We start from the raw sequence: 17,798 nt of genomic DNA on the forward strand, positions 1-17,798 counted from the left end.
TGTCATCCAACAATCGTCTCGGTTGAGACACCTCCGTTGGCCAAAAAGGTTGTGATGATCAAACAGCACATCTATCAATGATAGAAATATAAGCGATCGCTCCTGCGATCGCTTATATTCACCTAGGGGTTGTTAAAAATTAAGCTCGTGGTTTTAGCTAGGGAAATAGCTTGAGCGACTGGTTGGGTGTGAAAGATGTTGCTTGGGGTCCATCCGAGTTCCCTTTCCGGAAGTAATCCAGTTATCTCAACTAGGCCAACTGGGCTTCCCCATGGTTAGGGCCGAAACGCCCCCCTAAAAACCAACGTATCGATTTCTGCGGAAGATTTAGAGTGTGAAACTCAAATCATGAGGTTATTGCTTAACGGATCCTTATTATTGAGTTAAGTCTTGAATAATTATTGAGTTAAGCCTTGAATAGCTTAGGTTACTGTAAATCAGCGATCAATTTAGACAGACGTGTCATGATTGCCGAGATATCATCAGGTGTTGCATTCTCCATTCCCATTGCGATCAGAAAAATGCCTAGTTGAACAGCATCCTCTAGTTCAAGGATCATTCCTAGTTCTTTAGTCTCTTCTAAAACTGCAGCCAGGCGGCTGGGCTGATTTACATCAAAGTCCACATGTACCGTTGAGGGGCTTTCCTGCTCATGCCCTGGAATTTTTTCGAGTCGAGAGATTTTATTTGCATTAACGGTCACACTGGTGACATTGCTAATGACTGTGATATCACCAGTCTTAAGGGGCTGAACAAGTAGTTGTTTGGCATTCATTTGAGTCATGACCTTGGATTACTACTGTTTAGAGAAGGCTTTATTGATTAGCTGATTATATCACTGTCTAGTTATATTTTAGACAAAGGGTACACTTCGTTATCAAAGTCATGAGTTCATTAGTTCGTACGCTTCTTCAAAAGTAAAGTTTTGTGTTTAAAGTGCACTATTAAAAGTGAGTTGAATCAATTGTTAACTACTATCTGGCAATATAATGGAATAACCTGTCTAGATTCACCCCTCCTTCGATGCCAAAAAAAGCAGCTCTTTCTAAGAAAAACTTGTCTAATGTCGCTCAATTAGCCGATTGTGGAGTGGCTAAACTGTCGCCTGCAGCACTGGGTTTAATGGCGGATTTCTTTAAGATGTTATCTGAATCTAGTCGACTACAAATCGTGTGTGCTTTAAAGGCCGAGCCTAAGAATGTTACCGAGATTATTGCAATTACCGGTTTAGGGCAAGCCAATGTCTCTAAGCACCTGAAAATGTTGGCTCAGGCTGGGATTGTTTCCCGTCAGGCTCGGGGAGTTTGTGCCTACTATCAAATTTCAAATCCATTTATCTTTGAACTTTGTGAACTGGTTTGTGATGCGCTTTCAATTCAAATTGATCATCAAAACGAACAGTTCGAAGCACTGGGTGTAATGTTGCAAGATGTTTGAACCCGATGGGGTTTGAGCCTGTGGCTGATGGTTATTTAAGGAACTGGCAAAGCTGGAAACCTCTTCTACTCAAAAAAACAAGCCTTGACAGGCTACCGGTTTTATGCAGTTAAGCTACTGCGGTAATGGGCTTTTTCCTTGGGAAGATATGCGGTTTGTTGTAAGGTCCTGGCTTTGAGTTGAAAAGAGCGGTTGATACGAATGCGGCTTAAAAAGTCTAAATCATGGGAGATCACCCAAAGGGCACTGTGGTAATTATTGAGGGCCGTTACCATCTGATCGACGGTAGTTATGTCTAAGTTGTTAGTGGGTTCATCTAGAATCAGCAGGTCAAGTTCTGAAATTGTCAGCATTGCGATCGCAAGCCTCGCCAATTCCCCGCCACTTAGCACTGAGGCCATCTTATGGGCATCATCATTAAAAAATAGAAAATGCCCCAGCTGTTGTCGCAGCAGCTGATAGGTCAGTGTGGGATTGGCCCGTTGCATATTTTGCAAAACGGTTTGAGTGCGATCAACTAGATCGTAGGTTTGGTCTAAATAGACTGTGCGCATATTGGCTAAATGAATATTGCCGCCTTGCAAATGGGCTGGGGTGTCTCTGACATCTAGGATGGCTTTGATGAGGCTGGATTTCCCTGAACCGTTGGGGCCAGCAATGGCAATGCGATCGCAACTGCTGACCTGTAGCTCAATCGCTTGGAGTAATAATTGCTCTCCGACCCAAAGATCAGCTTTCTGGATATCAATTAGATTCCTATGTTTATGGCCATTTTCCTCTAGCTGAATACTCGTTGTCTTATGGGTTTTAATTTTGGTGGTGGCTACTTTTTGAGTCGCTGCAGTGACTGCCTTGTCATGTTTCTCTTTCAGTTTGCCTGCAGCCACTTCAGCCTTACGCTTTAAGTTGCCAGCAACAATGCGAGGCATGTTGCCATTGAGGGCTTGTCGCCGCCCATTGCGATGAGACTGACTAGCCCGTTTTTGCTCCCTGATGGCAGTGGCCTTAGCCCGTTTTAGTTCCTTCCGTGCCGTCTCATGGCTCCTGATCTTGGCTGTTTCTTCCAGCTGTTTTTGTTCTCGATAGTACGAAAAGTTCCCTCCGTAAACGTGCAGACCTGTCGCCGTTAGCTCCCATGTGGTTTTAGCTACTTGGTCTAGAAATGATGGTTTGTGGGAGACAACGACAAATGCCCCTTGATACTGGTCAAGGACCCGAACCAGCTCTTCTAAGGCCAGGTAATCGAGATGATTAGTGGGTTCATCTAGCAAGAGTAGATCGGGCGATTGGGCCAGACCCATGGCTAAAAATAGCTTGGTGAGTTCTCCGCCGCTCAGACTTTGCATAGATAGAGATAAATCCAGATTTGTGCTGAAAGCAGTTGCCAGCAGCTGTTCAATTTCCCACCATTCATCAGAAATGGTATTGAGAAAGTCAAAAACAGACTCTGATCGCAGTGACGCTCTAATTGTGTTGAGCTGTGGCAGATAGTAGATGGCACCATGGGTACTCACGGTGCCTTGAGTAGGCCGAAGTTGACCCCCTAAAATCCTCAGCAGGGTTGATTTTCCGATACCGTTAGGACCGACTAGAGCAATGCGATCGCCCAGCGTGATACTCAGAGAAATCCCTTGAAACAATGTTCGTGTGGATTCTATTGCGTAGCCTAAGCTCTCCGCAATGACATAGGGCCTTTGAGGGTTAGACATCCCTTAGCTCCTTGCTAATGCATTACTGAATCTTTGTAAAAGACTGAATCTTTGTAAAAGACTTAATTTTGAAAAGACTGATATCGAGGCAAAACCGATACTGAACTTGCCTCAGCCAGTGATGTAGCCAGACGTATATCGATTGCTGCCGGTGAAGAGAACCGGCATGGCACGCTTACAAAGCTAATGTCTTGGCTTGTTTCACTTAAGAATACTACTTCATTAATCTAGAGCTAGAGCCTAACGGAGTTTTGACTAGGATAGCGCACCCGTAACGAAAATGTCCAAGTTATGAATTTCTATTGCTTAGAAGTTGTTGTATAAGCTGGTCCAGCTGTTTGAGTTTAACCGGCTTACTGAGATACTCATTGGCCCCAGCCTCAAGGCAGCGATCGCGATCGCCCTCCATGGCCAATGCCGTTAGGGCAATGATGGGAATATGGGCAAGGGCCGGATCACGGCGAATATGGCGTATTGCCTCTAGACCATCCATCTGTGGCATTTGAATATCCATGATGATGACGTCAGGCTGTTGGGATTTACTCAGGCTAATGGCCTCTTCACCGTTCCTGGCAATGATTAAATGGTAGCCTTTGGCCTGGAGATAATTGGAGAGTGTTATAACATTGGCCTCATTATCCTCTGTCAGTAAAACAATGGGACCACGCTCGTTTACCTGAGTAGGTTGTTCGATGCCGGTATATATACTGGCATCAGTCGTGTTTGCGATTTGAGTTTCGTTAGAACAAGGCAGGGTGATGCTAAAGCAGCTGCCATTGTCGACTTGGCTCGTGACCTTGACTTCGCCACCGTGCAGCTTAACAATCCGCTTGACTAAGGAAAGCCCTAAGCCGGTGCCATTGTATTGGCGATTGAGGGCACTGTCGATTTGAATAAATGGTTGAAATAGTTTTGGAATATTTTCAGGAATAATGCCAATACCGGTGTCAATAACGGAAATTTTTAAGCTGTTGGCCACTTTATAGCTGTCTTGTGTCGATATAGGTAAGGGTGGACCTGACTTAACCATTAATGTGATACACCCACCATCAGGAGTAAACTTAACTGCGTTATCGAGCAAGTTAATCAAAACCTGGCGAATCCGTCGTTCGTCAATAAACAACAGGGGAGACTTATGCGGTAGTTCGGTTTTGAGATGTATCTGTTTTCTCAAAGCTCGCTCTTTAATAAAAGCAAGGCTAGAGTTGCAGAGAGGGGCAATGGCAGTGGGATGACAATCTAGAGCGACATGGCCAGATTCAATTTTGGATAGGTCAAGAATGTCGTTAATCAGTTCTAGGAGATGTTTACCACTGCTCTCGATAGTGCCCAGGGCCTTATGTTGTTTCTCATTGATAGAGCCAAACACTTGCTCCTGCAACCCATCTGCCATACCTAAGATGGCATTAAGAGGTGTGCGTAACTCATGGCTCATGTTAGCTAAAAATTCAGTCTTGGTGCGGTTAGCCTGGTGGGCCGCGTCCTCAGCTTCTTTGTAGTGGGTAATATCTTGGAAAATGCCAATGACCCCCATGACTTCCCCGTCTAAATTCTGAAGGGGGATTTTATTGGTTTCTAACCAGCCCTGTTTACCCTTGCCGTTAGACATCGGTTCGATAATGCCAAACTCAGGTTCCTTAGACTCTCTGATTCTGCGATCGCACTCAATATAGAAACTGGCTTCTTCCTTGGCCCACGGCATATCATAGTCAGTCTTTCCGATGATTTCCCCAGGCTCTAGACCAGCTACCTCAGCAAAACTTTGATTGCACCCTAGAAATGTATTTTCTCGATCTTTCCAAAAAATTGATTGGGGTAGGTTATTGATCACCAGATAGAGCAAATTTTGAGACTCAGAGAGTTCTTTAGTGCGCTCTTTTACTGTGTGCTCTAGATTTTGAGAGTAATTTTGTAATTCCTTAAAGGCTGCCTGTAGTTGGAGAATTCCGTGGTTGGAATGTAAGTTGGGCTGAACCACTAATGACCGCGCTAACCACCCCAGTAAAGGTAGGGCAATCAACCACATAACGCCCAAAATGCCCCCTGCAATGATAAAAACACGCACCGTGTTTTGACCGACAGACGTTGCATCCATTTCAATTACCAGGATGCTATCAGAACGCCTTAGCTGACTTTGAATTGGGGCATATCCATGTAAAACGGCTATGCCTTCTCGATTGGTACGGATAGTTGTTTCAGTAATCGGTGCTTGAATCTTAGTCTGCTGTTGTAAAAGATGGGGTAAGTCAGAACACACATCTCCGACCCTAGTCGGAGACTGGGGAAGACGATTTCCCCCAGGACGATAGTCTGAGGTAACGCTGTAGTGGCCATTGCGAAGTTGCACGATGTAAAGACGAACAATCCTGGGCTCCGAGGCTTGAATATCTTGCAATATTTTCTGATTAACAATAGGGTCAGAGTCAGTATCTTTAGGCTGATCATTGACAGATTGATAAGCACTATCAATCTGTAGGGCAGCTAAGCTAACGGTTCCCAGTAACCGATCTTGTAATTCTGCCCGTTGAGATCGCTGTAGCTGCCAATAAATTCCTACAGATAGAGCACCTGCCATCAAAGCAAGCAGACCGGAATAAGCAACGACAAGCTTGGTACTGAGATTCCAACGCATTCTCTTCCCCTACTCCTTTGCCTAAGGATCTAGCCCAAGCTAGTTTGAATAACCTCAGCCTAGCCAATTTTCACAGTAAAGGGGGCATAATTCACACTATTAACGGCAAATGGATAAGTAAAGTTACCACAGGCCTAAAATTTGTCGGTGTTCCCATCCAAAACTTCCCAGCAGATTATAGAGTACCTGTCACATTTCTAGTTCCCATCTCGTCTTCTCTAATGGAGACCTTTGATCGGAATATCCCCCATGACGACACGATTTGAATTTCAAAAAGTGGCCCCCGCTGCCTTCCGAGCCATGATGGAAGTAGAAAACTATGTTCGTAAAAGTGGCCTGGACAACTCCCTGGTGGAATTGGTGAAAACCCGAGCATCCCAAATTAACGGCTGTGCTTTCTGCATTGATATGCACACTAAAGATGCCAGACATGGGGGTGAGACAGAGCAGCGACTCTATGCCCTCAGTACATGGCAAGAAACGCCCTTTTTTACACCTCAAGAACGCGCGGCCTTGGCCCTTACCGAAGCCGTCACCTTGATTGGAGAAAATGGTGTGACTGATGCAGTATATGAAGAGGTAAACCGCCACTTTACACCTGAGCAAATCGCCAACCTGCTGATGGCGATTGTTGCAATCAATGCTTGGAATCGCCTTAGCATTACAACCCAGATTTTACCCGGCAGCTATCAAGTTCAAGCAGTATAGGATAAGGTGACCATGATTACCGTAGCCAAAAACGACCCCATCGATCGACTTGACGTGTTTAATCAATATCGTTCGCTTTTGTTTGCGATCGCATATCGCATGCTTGGCAGTGTCACGGATGCCGAAGACATGGTGCAAGACACCTTTCTCCGATGGCAACAGGCATCTGAGAAATCCATCAAATCGACCCAAGCCTATCTGACTACAATCATTACTCGCTTGTGTATTGACCGGCTACGCTCTGCCCGTGTCCAGCGAGAACATTATATCGGGTCGTGGCTGCCTGAACCGATCGTCACTGAATCCACTACCAACTCGGCTACTGACCCCATGACAGTGGCTGAGTTGGCAGACTCTCTAACCATGGCCTTTTTGGTTTTACTAGAGCGACTATCACCATTGGAGCGGGCTGTTTTTTTGCTACGGGAAGCCTTTGGCTATGATTACAACGAGATTGGCCAGATTGTCGAGAAAAAAGCAGCCACTTGTCGTCAAATTTTTCGACGGGCACGTCAGCACCTGGCTGATCAGCGGCCACGCTTCCAGACCTCGCTTCAGCAGCAAGAACAGCTCACCTATAAATTTATGCAGGCCTCTCAGCAGGGTGACGTCCAGGGACTACTCGACCTACTGGCTAAAGACATTACGCTTTGGTCCGATGGTGGTGGTCAGGTTGTGGCTTGTCTGAAGCCGCTGCACGGTGCAGCTAAGGTGGCCGGATTCCTACGGGCAATCTACCGTCGGGCTCAAAAACTTGGCTGGGAATATGAGGTTGAGCTTGCTCAGATCAATGGCCAACCTGGCCTGGTTTACACCCGTGACAACACTATCGAAACTGTTGTGGCCATTGAGATTGTTGATAATCGCATTCAGTCTCTTTATTTTATGAGAAACCCGGACAAGCTAAAACAGAGTTTTTCAAAAGCCATTGCTGAGATGGTGAGCCTGCGGTAAAAACACGATTAAGTGGAGAACACCCTACTATTCAACCCTCATGTGAGAACTGATGAGAACTGAGAACACCAATAGTCTGGAGGCGTAATAGGGCGTATCTTTCTGCATGGGACTGTCCTTTTAGGTCTTTAAATAACGCTGATATATCTCCTGGGCAACATGTTTGTTAGCACTGGCGACATATCGAAAGTTGTAGGTGCGAAGTTTTTGCAGCCCCCCCAATGTCTGAAATACATCTGAGCACTCGGTAAAGTCTTGCCCGGTGGCATCAATCAGGGCTCCACCTTTCTGTTTAAGAAATGCGATCGCACCACAGACATCCCAAAAAGAGCCCTTACCCATCAAGGCAAAGTCTAACCGTGGGCGTTGACGATGGCGAGAATCACAGCACCACATCAACGTAGGCACAGCCGCCCCTAACTGTCGACGTTTGAGCGTTAATCCGTGCAAGGGTTGATTTTCAAACGTGCTGTCGATACCGTAGAACTCAGCTGAAGCTAAGGTCTTTAACGGTTTCATAATCGGCACACTGTCCTGGCTAAAAAAGAGTTCCCTTGTAAATGGCAATGAGATAATTCCACTGCTGATGGCACCATCTTTCACAAAGCCAATGGAAATGGCCCATAGAGGAATGCCTGCCTTAAAGTTGGCGGTACCATCTAGGGGATCTACCAAAAACCAGGTGCCATCTTGGGATGGTTTATCCTGTCCGATTTCTTCAGCCACAATACCAGAGGCGGGAAAGTCTTTTTCAATGGCTGCTAAGAGGATGCGTTGCGATCTCATATCCACGTCAGAAACAATGTCAAACTTGTCTGTTTTAGTCTTAAAGACAATGTTTTCATCCATAAACATCTGTTTCTGATACTGGGCCACCTCTGAAACGGTTGGTATCAGGCTTTCAATCATAAATCAGGCTAATGCTCTATGGTTAATGTTTACTGTCGGTGCCTCTGTCTAAGCCTCCTCTATCTAAGCCTCCTCTATCCAAACATCCTCTATCTAAGCCTCCTTCTATGGAGGTGCTGTCAAGATGATTGTACGGCACCTATGGGTATCTGACGATCATAGTCATTAAAGTCAACCTGGGTCACCTGGCACTAACAACAAACATTTGCCCTGGCGAAATCCATAGGTATGAACCGTCACTGGCTGAAAATTACCCATAATTCAGGGGTGAAACCCTGGCAAAATCAATAGTAACCCTGTTGTATATGGCCGCTGTTTGCTTAAGCTCGATTACTTGACGTCCTGGTCTGCATAGACTGTGGACAATATTGAAATTCACAACCAGTCTCGCTTTAAAACCGTTCTCAATACTCCTAAAATATAGGGTTACGGTGCCTACTTCAGTACGCTTAAGCTGTAACAGAATTCGGTTTGGATATGACCATATCTGAACTATTGTTTCTCGGTCTAGAAGAAGATGGGCGCTCAAAAATCCTCTAAAGGAACCTCTCAGAGAAAACTCTCGAAAATAGAAAAGATAAAGGCAAATAGTAATTTTTTGCGCGAACCCTTAGCAACAGAATTATTACAAGATACGAACCATTTTAGTGAAGCTGCCCAGCAAATTCTCAAGTTTCATGGTTCTTATCAACAGGATAACCGTGATAACCGAGTCAAAGGGCAAGGGAAAGACTATCAACTGATGCTGCGCACACGAACGCCCGGTGGAATTGTGCCCCCGCAGCTCTATTTAACGTTAGATCATTTATCAGAGAGTTACGGTAATCAAACCCTGAGAGCAACAAGCCGTCAAGCCTTTCAAATGCATGGGGTACTCAAGCAAGACTTGAAAACTGTCATTGCTGATATTATCAACAATATGGGCTCAACCCTGGGGGCATGTGGTGATCTGAATCGCAATGTGATGGCCCCTCCCGCTCCGTTTACACAGCGCTCAGACTATCAATATGCTTGGGAATATGCCAATAATGTGGCTAATTTATTCACGCCACAAACAGGGGCATACTATGAGATTTGGCTAGATGGCGACAAGGCCATCAGCGCTGAAGAAGATCTCAACCCAAATGCAGCTCGACAACAAGTTTTAAATAATAACGGCAGCTCCAACATCACTGAACCTTTCTACGGTCCTCACTATTTACCCAGAAAGTTTAAGTGCTGCGTGACCGTACCAGGGGATAACTCTGTTGATGTGTATACCCACGATATTAGTCTAGTTGTCATAACTGATCAAAATGGTGAGCTGGAGGGATTTAATGTCCTAACCGGTGGAGGCATGGGGCGTACCCATAATAAAGAAGAAACGTTTGCTCGTCTGTCTGATCCCCTGGGCTATGTCCATAAGGATGACATTTACTCCTTACTTAGAGCCATTGGTGCACTACAACGAGACTATGGCGATCGCACGAATCGGCTCCATGCCAGAATGAAATACCTGATCCACGATTGGGGCATCGATACGTTTAAGACTAAGGTCGAAGGCTATTTTGGCAAACCTTTACAACCATTTAAGGACCTTCCTCCCTGGCAATACCAAGACTTTCTTGGCTGGCACGAGCAAGGAAATGGCAATCTATTTCTTGGCCTCTTAGTTGAGAATGGACGGATTCAAGATCAGGGTAGCCTGAGGTTAAAAACGGCTTTGCGGGAAATTGTAGGACAGTTTAACGTCCCCTTGCGGTTGACCCCTCACCATAATGTTCTCCTCTGCGATATTAAGCGATCTCAGCGCCATGTCATTGAAACAATTTTAGAAAAACATGGCTTGACTAGTCATCCAGATCAACTCAATGGCCTGATTCGCTATGGTATGGCGTGTCCAGCATTCCCCACCTGTGGTTTAGCCATCACTGAATCAGAACGAGTATTTCCAGCGGTTTTGCAGCAAATTAATCAATTACTAGAAACGCTAGATCTGGCAGATGAACCCCTGATCATTCGTATGACAGGCTGTCCCAATGGCTGTGTCCGTCCCTATTTAGCGGAATTAGGTTTAGTGGGCAAGGGACCTGGCAGCTATCAGGTTTGGCTAGGCGGAACTCCTGATGGAACAGCATTAGCCCAACCCTATGGCCCAAGCCTACAGATTGAAAACTTAGAAACTTTTTTAGAACCGATATTTCGTTATTTTCAAGCCAATCGCAAACCCGGTGAACGCTTTGGGTCCTTTTGCAATCGTATTGGGCTGGATAGGTTGCAGGCTGTTTAAGGAGAAAAGAGATGACTGACGGCTCTCACAAATTAAGTCCATGGGTATTTATTAACTGATACAGTGCCTGCAATCGGGTTTTGGCTTTGACTTTAGCTAAGATATTGTTGATATGAAACTTGACGGTACTATCGCTAATGTGGAGCTGCTCTGCAATGTCGCGATCGCGAAATCCCTGGGTCAGTAATCCAATCACCTCCTGTTCTCGATTGGAAAGCCGCAGTTGTGGTTGACTACCCTTGTTGCCAAGACCCCATTCCTCTCCTTTTATGACTGCTTCTACAGCAGCTCGTAGTTGGTTGGCTGTGGTGGAAAGTGTGACTTGGGCATTGACCCCATCCGGTCTGATGTTGGCATTGTGATGAAGCCAAATGATGCGATCGCAACTACCGACTAAATCAACCTGATCCGTTAACAAAGGAATATGACGTTCCTGAGTCATCTGTACTGTGATCCCAGCCAAATGTGCTAGTTGGGTAAAGCCAGTTTGCAAGAGTGGTAAGCGACATTGAATGTTCAGCGATACTTCTGGAAGACTCACTACCGCTGGAAATGCCAGGGATATGTGCAGAGCATTAATGCTAGTTTCGGCATTAATCTTCAGGGAGCCACCAAAATAGGTAGCAATTGAGGTTAAATTCCCAAATACTAAAGCTTCCCAAGCTTGTTGTTCCTGGTACATCAAAGATGTGGTTGTCACTATTGCCTCTAAGGCTACCGACTCGATGTCATAGGTTAAACGACAGTAGGTACAATCGAGGGTTTTAAGAATTTCAGCAACCTTTAGGAATAGTTGAGTCTGGGATAAATCGAGGGCGCGCTCTGTTCCTAAAACTGTCAACTTTATCGCCCCCAGTATCTGTGCGAGGCTGTCAGAGAGTGAAAACTCAGTAAGGGTGTTTGCGGGAATAGTTACGGGTGAAGGGTGAGTTTCTTTTTGATGCAGCGAGGCCATCTCTAATGCCACCGTTAATGTGGTACAAAACCCCAACAAAACTTCTAAAAATTCTGCCCCCATGGGATGATAGCCAAAGACGGCCAACACGCCAATCACCTTGTCAGCATTGGCTAAAGGATAGCCAGCAAAGCTAGTAATATCATTAGCGATCGCCCATTCAGGATATCGAATCCAGGATTCCTCGGCTAAGTGGTTGCTCAAGAGAGCGACACGATTTTGCGCAATTTTGCCAATTTTTAATTCCCCCATGGGGATACGGCTAAACGAACCGTCTGTGCGAGTATACAGCCCCGAGGATGCCACCAGTCGCAACAGTTTACGATCGGGCTCAACCAACCAAATTCGCGCAAAGGCACAGTTAAACTGCTCTATTAAACCCTCTGTGGCTACGCGGGCAATGTCTTCTTGATCAAGGGAACTAGAAAATCCCTGAGCAATTTGAGTGGCCCGTTGTAAGTCCCAGACTAACCGTGCATCGTCCAGCATATCAGCATTTTCCTTGATGCTACATCCCGGTGAATAGCCATTTTCCCATAAGCAATAGATTACAAAACCTTAAATGGAAATTTGTAAGTCGATATCAGAAAATGGCTCTACATTATTATGTAATCAATTACGTAATTACCTTCAAGGTTATGAATTTTTATCAGCAGGTGGGCAAAATGGCCTTGGGAAGTCGTCTCCGCCTCTTAGGGGAAAAGCTGCTGGAGGATGCTACCGAAGTCTATGCTCTATACGATGTGGATCTTGATCCCAAATGGTTTCCTGTTTTTTATGTGCTTTCCCATCAGCCAGGTGCTTCCATTACGGAGATCGCTCAAACCATTGGTCATTCCCACCCATCAGTGAGCCAGATTGTCAAAGAAATGAAGAAAAAAGAGTTAGTGATTACCGATAAAAGCCAAAAAGACGCCAGGGTAACTATTGTTCGCTTATCTGAAACAGGCAGGCAGTTAATCCCCAAGATAGATAAGCAATATAGTGATGTTGCTCAGGCCGTTGAATCTTTACTTTCAGAAACCCAATTCAATCTCTGGAAAGCCTTGGAAGAGGTTGAATTTTTGCTAGATGAAAAGAACTTTCTTGTGCGTGTGCGAGATGCCCGTAAGCTACGTGAGCAGCAGCAAATTGAGATTATTGACTACAGGCCAGAGTTTCACGACGACTTTAAGCAGCTAAACTACACCTGGATTGAGTATTACTTTACCGTCGAAGAGTCAGATCGCCAGTATCTAGAACATCCTGATCAAAAAATATTGGCACCAGGGGGGCACATTTACATGGCTCGATATGAGAACAAAATTGTCGGTACCTGCTCTCTGGTAAAAATAGATGATACTCGCTACGAGCTGTCTAAAATGGCTGTTGCAGCAGATATGCAAGGTAGAGGTATTGGTTGGTCATTAGGTCAAGCGGCCATCCGTAAAGGTCATGAATTAGGTGCGAAAACGCTTTATATAGAAAGCAATACCACATTAAAACCAGCCATTAGCCTTTATCAGAAACTGGGATTTCAAAAGATTGTTGGTCCAGCGTCTCCCTATGAGCGTTGCAATATTCAACTAGAGCTGTCGTTAGAGCCCTAACCATTGATAGCGTGGCGCATAGTGACAAGTATCATACAGCTTAAAGAAATAAGTCACTGTGCAATCTAAGGTTTGCGGCTATTCCGTTTGACAATTTGGTAGCAGGCTCTTTGATACAGACCTAATTTGTGCTGTCTGCGACACTGGTTGGTGTTCTAAGTAGTGAAATGCTAAACGGCGTGTTAAGAGTCACGTTTTGTTAATATTTATCCTTTGCAAATAAAGCTCAAAGTCAATCCACAAGCTTTTTACGCTGTCATTGATAAAAATTAATCTGAATAAACTGTTGATGAAAACTGAATAAACATGAACTTTTCCGGATTGTTTATGTCAAGGATGACTGCAACAGTGAATTTGTTGCACTGTGCAGATAGATTAAACCATCATGAGTTCTAAGTTTTGTCCAAAGTTTACGATAGCTACTGCTTATCCTATGATGTTTTCCTCGGGTGATCTAAAGCACATTGAGTCTGAAATGCTCCAGGTTATTTTTTCTGAGTCAAACTCTGCTTCTAGGAATTTATCTGAGCCGTCGAGTAATTATTTTTTTGACACCATTGAGACTCCAACTGAATTATATCGTTGGGTCCAAAATAATGAGTCTCAACGGTTGCATCAATTAAGGCAGCTAGAGCGGCTTTGGCAAATTGAGCCAGAAGATTTCTCTAAAAGAGGATAAAACAATCCAGGGAAGACTTAGTTGGTAGTTATTTGTTTCAATGTTTCGTAGCTCACAAGTTTGCTACAGTTTGCTACATATAGTTCCTGGCTTAGCTTATTTATATAAATGCGTCTAAATCGTCCAACTAATGGATTCCTATTGGTTAGAACGAGGTTATTAAAGACAGTGCAGTTCTGAGTTAGTTTGATGATGGTTAAAGGGTGCGATCGCACAACCGTCTGATCAGTGTCTGTCTACACTGGGCCCAAACATCATCATTATCAGAGTAGAGAGTAGCTTCGCTTTGTAGTAGATTCGGCTAGATTGAGCATTTTTATCAGTAGCGATGGGCGATAACTATGCTTGTAACCTGTAGCTTTAAAGGACCCTTATCAAGAGTTAATTAGTTTCAGCCATCCTAAACACCACCGATATCACCGTCCCTGTTGCCGCCGTCGACTCAATCGTAAAATACCCCCCATGGGCCTCCACAATCCGTTTTACAATCGCTAACCCCAATCCTGTACCTGTAGATTTTGTCGTAAAAAATGGCTTGGTCAACTTGGGCAACACATCTGGCGGAATTAGCTCGCCGCCATTGTGAATACGTAAACACACCTGACCGGGCTCTGTCTCCAAATAGCAAGTCACCGCACTGCCTGGCTCAATTGCTTCACAAGCATTACTCACCAAGTTGATCAGCACCTGTTTCAACTTGTCTGCATCCCCCTGGATGATTACCTGTTGGTCAGTGGTTTTTAACACCATCGATCGACCTGTTGCAATGGGTTGAACCCTGAGGGTGTCTAACACCTCAGTTGTTAACTCAGTTAGATTAACGTGGGTAGTTTGCAATTTTTGTGGTTTGGCATAGAGTAAAATCTCGTTTAACAGGGACTCTAAACGCTCAGCTTCCGCAGCGGCCAGGTTCAGACGCATCGCATTTCTCTCGGAGAGATTAGCGTTACGCAGGGCACCTAACCCCATCTTGACCGTGGTGAGGGGATTACGCACCTCATGAACAATCATAGAGGCCAATTCCCCCACTTCTGCCAACGCCGCCAGGGCCTGTTCGGCACGTTTGCGATCGCGAATATCCCTGACAATCGCCACCACACATATCCGCTCGGCATACTCTATCGTCGAGGCAGAAATTTCTGCGGGTACGGTGATACCAGATTTGGTCAGACAAGTGAGCTGATCCGTCCAGCCTTGACCTGTTTGCAACACCGATTCGGCAAAGGCCAAAAATTGTGGCATCTCTTGGGGATGAATACTGGAAATGTGAACACTCTCCAGTAGTTCTTGGTGGCTGTAACCAAGTAGTTGCGTGGCTTGAGGGTTCGCTTCCAAAACGCGATCGCTAGTGGGATCAATGACAAAAATAGCGTCGTTTGAAGCATCGAAAATTCGGCGTAAGTGCTCTTCACTGTCTTTAAGCTGAGCATTCAGCTCTGTCAGTTCCGCCGTACGTTGGAGCACCCGTTGCTCTAATTCAGCATTGATTGTCATCAGTTTAGACTGGGCTGCACGCAGCTCCTGGGTCCGTTTGATCACTTCTGCTTCTAGCGCTTCGTTAAATTTCTGTTGTTGTTGCCATAGTTGATGATTATCAATGGCCGTTGCCGCTCGCTCAGCAAAAAGCTCTGCCATACTGATGAGCTCGTTAGAAAACGGTCGTGGTTGTTGGCTAAAGCTACAAATTGTGCCAATGGTCTTACCCGTCACCGTCCGCAGTGGGACGCCCAAATAGGCAGAATATCCCTCCGGTCCTTCACCATGGTTGCGATCGACAATAAAGTTTTCCACCGTCAGCGGACATCCCGTTTTCACCACTTTGTCCGTTAGGGTGCCATGCAATTCATACACAGCTTCTGGATCGTCGTTTAAGTCAAGGGTACTGGCCAGAATTCGTTCTGAATTATCCCAACAAAGGGTGACCACAGCCCAGTCTGTCCCTAAAATACTCTGAACTCCCTGGGCTAATTGATTTAGATAGTGGGTAAGATTGCGATCGCGGTAGCTTAAATTTGTGAGTACATCAAGAGTTTGCTGAGCTAGAACATACTCGGATTGAGACATAGCAAATCAGTTACAGCCAGGGAGTTCAGGCAACTACGCCACTTATTTCAGAATACAACATCCTTTAAATGCCTAAAACAAAGCTGTGATCTTACTTAAAGCATCGATCACAGCTTTTGGTTTCAGACTTTAAATCACGGTTTTACAGAAAAATCAAACCTGCAATGTTTACGGGTAGCTACGATGCTGTTGCTGTTTCAGCATCCAAACTATCCAGTAAACCAGCCTCTAGTTTGTCCAGTAGACTACCAGCAGACTCAGATGTTTTATCAGTGACGGATGGGAGTTCTTCAGGAATTTCAAATCGACAGCTGCCACAGCGTAAAAAAGAGCCAGATTTACTAGCATGACGTAGTAATTGAACGCCACAGCAGGGACAGGATTCCATCAGCATAAAAAACCTCATTAACAACAGCTTTAAATCAACAATTTTCTGTCAGTAATCTAGGCTACTGACAGAAAATTGAGGGGTATGCGTTGCGTGAATAGCTAGCTGATCGATGCCCAATAGCAACAACCAGCATTAGACGCTGTAGCAGACTGTATTTTTGGACAGCCTTAAAGGCGTCTATCATTCCTTCCATACCAAACAACGGGCGACATTCGTGACATGCTAAATACTCTAAGCATGGTTAAGCCCTGTAAAGGGATTTTGCACACATTGTCTTTACAATAACAAGTGTAACTATTTATTGCCAGCGACATGGCAATAAAATGTGTCGCCTGTAACTGTCAAACCCTCATGGACAGTAGATTTTAAAAAGGATCATCCACAGGGAAAATAATGATTTAAATTGATCGAATACTTTAAAGACTTGGCATGGAGCTGTTTTTATTGACTAGCCATGCGTTTGGGACCAGGCAACATCTGTTTGCTGGTCAGATATTTGTGGAGTTCATGGGCATTTAAACGGCAGAGATCTTTGGATAACTCGTTAATGGTCATTGTTCCTGGCACATAGTTTTGAACAGACTCACGTAACGTTCCTAAAATATGAGGCTCTGCTACCAATACGAGGTCATAGCCAGAGAAGCTTTGGGCCATGCTGCCAATGTGCTGTAAAACCTTACTGGCAAAGCGGCGATTGGTTTCTGTAAACTGTGTTGTTTTTTCGTGGCGATTGCCGTGGTGTTTCCGCCCAATTAGATTGTTGCTAGGCCCTTTGGTGGTTATGGGCTTTTCGGCATTATTCAGGCTACTGTGCTCGGTTAAATGGGGGCCTGATTGTCCCTGATCAGAAAACTCAGTTCCGTTAAGGGTAAAAAAACGAGCTTGGGCACCATCTACAACCGCGACAAGATATGAGCGCATACGTAGTCCTAATTGTTTGTATTTGGAATCACATTGATTCTAACAGCGTAATCTTCTTGGCTTAACAGCCCTGCTCACACCTTTAACAGCGTGACTTATTTATTAATACTTTAGAAAAATATGTATCATTCGCTTAATTGTTGAAGCATAAATTTTTCTGGTTAGAATTAAATATAAAGAGCTGCTATGGAAACCTCGTGAAGGCTTTATTAGCAAATGACTACTAAGTTAGGGACTCAACTCTCTCCAAGATCTATTTCTCTGAAAAGACTGCGATGGAGCGGATTAATGCTGATACCAATGGCTTCTTTGATACTAGGAAGCCCTGGGCAAGCGCAGCAAGTACGGGTGATCCAAGCTCCAGCTCCTTACAATGCCTGTAATTTGCGCAGTCAAGGGGGCATTCAATACCGTGTGATTGGAACCTACAGAAATGGCAGACAGGTGACATTGCTGGGGGAAGCAGGGCGCGGTTGGTACCGAGTTCAGATTGGAGAGCAGATTGGTTGGATGGCTCGGCAATGTCTTGGCCTCTAGGGCCAACAGCGGGGTATTGAGCTATGTATCTGACCAGAGTAAGT

General features: G+C 45.0%; 15 protein-coding genes. 7 read left to right on the forward strand and 8 right to left on the reverse strand.

The window, feature by feature from the left end; genetic code table 11:
• Positions 1 to 427: 427 nt before the first annotated feature.
• The gene (locus tag DXZ20_RS12590; RefSeq protein WP_250564923.1) at positions 428 to 784 is read right to left on the reverse strand and encodes an urease accessory protein UreE; all 357 of its coding nucleotides are present in this window, start codon (positions 782 to 784) and stop codon (positions 428 to 430) included.
• A 239-nt stretch (positions 785 to 1,023) separates the two neighbouring features.
• On the opposite strand from DXZ20_RS12590, the gene DXZ20_RS12595 reads away from it, so the two are divergent.
• Complete coding sequence (locus DXZ20_RS12595; RefSeq protein ID WP_250564922.1) at positions 1,024 to 1,437, forward strand: ArsR/SmtB family transcription factor; 414 nt, start codon at positions 1,024 to 1,026, stop codon at positions 1,435 to 1,437.
• A gap of 101 nt (positions 1,438 to 1,538) precedes the next feature.
• On the opposite strand, the gene abc-f is transcribed toward DXZ20_RS12595, so the two are convergent.
• Together abc-f and DXZ20_RS12605 are read right to left on the reverse strand one after the other, a co-directional pair.
• On the reverse strand, positions 1,539 to 3,146 hold the full coding sequence (gene abc-f / locus DXZ20_RS12600) for a ribosomal protection-like ABC-F family protein (RefSeq protein ID WP_163698535.1): 1,608 nt from the start codon (positions 3,144 to 3,146) through the stop codon (positions 1,539 to 1,541).
• A 289-nt stretch (positions 3,147 to 3,435) separates the two neighbouring features.
• Complete coding sequence (locus DXZ20_RS12605; protein WP_163698537.1) at positions 3,436 to 5,778, reverse strand: ATP-binding protein; 2,343 nt, start codon at positions 5,776 to 5,778, stop codon at positions 3,436 to 3,438.
• A gap of 249 nt (positions 5,779 to 6,027) precedes the next feature.
• Here DXZ20_RS12605 and DXZ20_RS12610 point away from each other — a divergent pair, with 249 nt between their 5' ends.
• Complete coding sequence (locus DXZ20_RS12610; protein ID WP_163698539.1) at positions 6,028 to 6,486, forward strand: carboxymuconolactone decarboxylase family protein; 459 nt, start codon at positions 6,028 to 6,030, stop codon at positions 6,484 to 6,486.
• Between the two features lie 12 nt (positions 6,487 to 6,498).
• Positions 6,499 to 7,440 (forward strand): RNA polymerase sigma-70 factor, encoded by a 942-nt coding sequence (locus DXZ20_RS12615; RefSeq protein WP_163698541.1) that lies wholly within the window; start codon positions 6,499 to 6,501, stop codon positions 7,438 to 7,440.
• Between the two features lie 120 nt (positions 7,441 to 7,560).
• Here the strand turns inward: DXZ20_RS12615 and DXZ20_RS12620 are convergent, their stop codons facing one another.
• A complete protein-coding gene (locus DXZ20_RS12620; protein WP_163698544.1) occupies positions 7,561 to 8,349 on the reverse strand; it encodes an inositol monophosphatase family protein in 789 nt (262 codons plus the stop codon).
• A gap of 517 nt (positions 8,350 to 8,866) precedes the next feature.
• Here DXZ20_RS12620 and sir point away from each other — a divergent pair.
• Complete coding sequence (gene sir / locus DXZ20_RS12625) at positions 8,867 to 10,618, forward strand: sulfite reductase, ferredoxin dependent (protein WP_163698546.1); 1,752 nt, start codon at positions 8,867 to 8,869, stop codon at positions 10,616 to 10,618.
• 25 nt (positions 10,619 to 10,643) lie between these two features.
• On the opposite strand, the gene DXZ20_RS12630 is transcribed toward sir, so the two are convergent.
• On the reverse strand, positions 10,644 to 12,062 hold the full coding sequence (locus DXZ20_RS12630) for a LuxR C-terminal-related transcriptional regulator (protein WP_163698548.1): 1,419 nt from the start codon (positions 12,060 to 12,062) through the stop codon (positions 10,644 to 10,646).
• Positions 12,063 to 12,211: 149 nt separating this feature from the next.
• Here DXZ20_RS12630 and DXZ20_RS12635 point away from each other — a divergent pair, with 149 nt between their 5' ends.
• Positions 12,212 to 13,162: a bifunctional helix-turn-helix transcriptional regulator/GNAT family N-acetyltransferase gene (locus tag DXZ20_RS12635; protein ID WP_163698550.1), complete on the forward strand. Its 951-nt coding sequence runs from the start codon at positions 12,212 to 12,214 to the stop codon at positions 13,160 to 13,162.
• Between the two features lie 433 nt (positions 13,163 to 13,595).
• Positions 13,596 to 13,841: a hypothetical protein gene (locus DXZ20_RS12640; RefSeq protein ID WP_163698552.1), complete on the forward strand. Its 246-nt coding sequence runs from the start codon at positions 13,596 to 13,598 to the stop codon at positions 13,839 to 13,841.
• 381 nt (positions 13,842 to 14,222) lie between these two features.
• On the opposite strand, the gene DXZ20_RS12645 is transcribed toward DXZ20_RS12640, so the two are convergent.
• The 3 genes from DXZ20_RS12645 to DXZ20_RS12655 form a co-directional block, all read right to left on the reverse strand.
• Positions 14,223 to 15,905, reverse strand: coding sequence for an ATP-binding protein (locus DXZ20_RS12645; RefSeq protein WP_163698554.1), 1,683 nt, complete (start codon positions 15,903 to 15,905; stop codon positions 14,223 to 14,225).
• Between the two features lie 178 nt (positions 15,906 to 16,083).
• Entirely contained in the window at positions 16,084 to 16,299 is a 216-nt protein-coding gene (locus DXZ20_RS12650; protein ID WP_006514079.1) for a hypothetical protein, read from the reverse strand.
• A gap of 438 nt (positions 16,300 to 16,737) precedes the next feature.
• Positions 16,738 to 17,217 (reverse strand): host attachment protein, encoded by a 480-nt coding sequence (locus DXZ20_RS12655; RefSeq protein ID WP_163664175.1) that lies wholly within the window; start codon positions 17,215 to 17,217, stop codon positions 16,738 to 16,740.
• Positions 17,218 to 17,517: 300 nt separating this feature from the next.
• Between DXZ20_RS12655 and DXZ20_RS12660 the strand changes: the two genes are divergently transcribed.
• Positions 17,518 to 17,754, forward strand: a complete 237-nt coding sequence (locus DXZ20_RS12660) for an SH3 domain-containing protein (protein WP_163664173.1) — start codon at positions 17,518 to 17,520, stop codon at positions 17,752 to 17,754.
• Positions 17,755 to 17,798 lie beyond the last annotated feature (44 nt).

Source organism: Adonisia turfae CCMR0081, assembly GCF_011009555.1.
In the GTDB taxonomy this organism is placed as follows: domain Bacteria; phylum Cyanobacteriota; class Cyanobacteriia; order Phormidesmidales; family Phormidesmidaceae; genus Leptothoe; species Leptothoe turfae.